The 2,690-nt window shown below is 56.8% G+C and carries 1 rRNA gene; it reads left to right on the forward strand.

The features are described from left to right. Positions 1 to 2,669, forward strand: a 23S ribosomal RNA gene (locus tag ABTY62_RS47375); the annotation flags it as partial. Positions 2,670 to 2,690: the final 21 nt, after the last annotated feature.

A 2,690-nucleotide genomic window follows, 5' to 3' on the forward strand; every position in this document is an offset into this window, starting at 1 on the left:
CCCAAGTAGCACGGGGCCCGAGAAATCCCGTGTGAATCTGGCGGGACCACCCGCTAAGCCTAAATATTCCCTGGTGACCGATAGCGGATAGTACCGTGAGGGAATGGTGAAAAGTACCGCGGGAGCGGAGTGAAATAGTACCTGAAACCGTGTGCCTACAAGCCGTGGGAGCGTCGCACAAGGGACTTGTTCCTTGTGTCGTGACTGCGTGCCTTTTGAAGAATGAGCCTGCGAGTTTGCGGTGTGTTGCGAGGTTAACCCGTGTGGGGAAGCCGTAGCGAAAGCGAGTCCGAATAGGGCGGTTGAGTAGCGCGCCCAAGACCCGAAGCGGAGTGATCTAGCCATGGGCAGGTTGAAGCGGAGGTAAGACTTCGTGGAGGACCGAACCCACCAGGGTTGAAAACCTGGGGGATGACCTGTGGTTAGGGGTGAAAGGCCAATCAAACTCCGTGATAGCTGGTTCTCCCCGAAATGCATTTAGGTGCAGCGTCGTGTGTTTCTTGCCGGAGGTAGAGCACTGGATAGGCGATGGGCCCTACCGGGTTACTGACCTTAGCCAAACTCCGAATGCCGGTAAGTGAGAGCGCGGCAGTGAGACTGTGGGGGATAAGCTCCATGGTCGAGAGGGAAACAGCCCAGAGCATCGACTAAGGCCCCTAAGCGTGCGCTAAGTGGGAAAGGATGTGGAGTCGCAGAGACAACCAGGAGGTTGGCTTAGAAGCAGCCATCCTTGAAAGAGTGCGTAATAGCTCACTGGTCAAGTGATTCCGCGCCGACAATGTAGCGGGGCTCAAGCGTACCGCCGAAGTCGTGTCATTGCAGCATGTGGTCTAACGATCGCTGTGATGGGTAGGGGAGCGTCGTGTGCCGGGTGAAGCAGCCGCGGAAGCGAGTTGTGGACGGTTCACGAGTGAGAATGCAGGCATGAGTAGCGATTCACACGTGAGAAACGTGTGCGCCGATTGACTAAGGGTTCCTGGGTCAAGCTGATCTGCCCAGGGTAAGTCGGGACCTAAGGCGAGGCCGACAGGCGTAGTCGATGGACAACCGGTTGATATTCCGGTACCCGCTTTGAAGCGCCAGCGCTGAACCAGGCGATGCTAAGTCCGTGAAGCCGCCCTGGATCCTTCGGGTGAAGGGGAGTGGTGGAGCCGACGGACCAGACCTGTAGTAGGTGAGCGATGGGGTGACGCAGGAAGGTAGTCCAGCCCGGGCGGTGGTTGTCCCGGGGTAAGGGTGTAGCCCGAGGGGTAGGTAAATCCGTTCCTCATATAAGGGTGAGACCTGATGCCGAGCCGATTGTGGTGAAGTGGATGATCCTATGCTGTCGAGAAAAGCCTCTAGCGAGTTTCATGGCGGCCCGTACCCTAAACCGACTCAGGTGGTCAGGTAGAGAATACCGAGGCGTTCGGGTGAACTATGGTTAAGGAACTCGGCAAAATGCCCCCGTAACTTCGGGAGAAGGGGGGCCATTGCTGGTGATGAGTCTTGCACTCGGAGCTGGTGGTGGCCGCAGAGACCAGCGAGAAGCGACTGTTTACTAAAAACACAGGTCCGTGCGAAGCCGTAAGGCGATGTATACGGACTGACGCCTGCCCGGTGCTGGAACGTTAAGGGGACCGGTTAGTCACATTTCGGTGTGGCGAAGCTGAGAACTTAAGCGCCAGTAAACGGCGGTGGTAACTATAACCATCCTAAGGTAGCGAAATTCCTTGTCGGGTAAGTTCCGACCTGCACGAATGGCGTAACGACTTCTCGACTGTCTCAACCATAGGCCCGGTGAAATTGCATTACGAGTAAAGATGCTCGTTTCGCGCAGCAGGACGGAAAGACCCCGGGACCTTTACTATAGCTTGATATTGGTGTTCGGTTCGGCTTGTGTAGGATAGGTGGGAGACTGTGAAGCCGTGACGCCAGTTATGGTGGAGTCATTGTTGAAATACCACTCTGGTCGTGCTGGATGTCTAACCTGGGTCCGTGATCCGGATCAGGGACAGTGTCTGGTGGGTAGTTTAACTGGGGCGGTTGCCTCCTAAAGGGTAACGGAGGCGCCCAAAGGTTCCCTCAGCCTGGTTGGCAATCAGGTGTTGAGTGTAAGTGCACAAGGGAGCTTGACTGTGAGACCGACGGGTCGAGCAGGGACGAAAGTCGGGACTAGTGATCCGGCGGTGGCTTGTGGAAGCGCCGTCGCTCAACGGATAAAAGGTACCCCGGGGATAACAGGCTGATCTTCCCCAAGAGTCCATATCGACGGGATGGTTTGGCACCTCGATGTCGGCTCGTCGCATCCTGGGGCTGGAGTCGGTCCCAAGGGTTGGGCTGTTCGCCCATTAAAGCGGTACGCGAGCTGGGTTTAGAACGTCGTGAGACAGTTCGGTCCCTATCCGCTGTGCGCGTAGGAGTCTTGAGAAGGGCTGTCCCTAGTACGAGAGGACCGGGACGGACGAACCTCTGGTGTGCCAGTTGTTCTGCCAAGGGCATGGCTGGTTGGCTACGTTCGGGAGGGATAACCGCTGAAAGCATCTAAGCGGGAAGCCTGCTTCGAGATGAGGGCTCCCACCCACTTGATGGGGTAAGGCTCCCAGTAGACGACTGGGTTGATAGGCCAGATATGGAAGCCGGGTGACCGGTGGAGTTGACTGGTACTAATAGGCCGAGGGCTTGTCCTCAGTTGCTCGCGTCCACTGTGT

It is taken from the genome of Streptomyces sp. NPDC097640 (assembly GCF_040302705.1).
GTDB lineage: Bacteria > Actinomycetota > Actinomycetes > Streptomycetales > Streptomycetaceae > Streptomyces.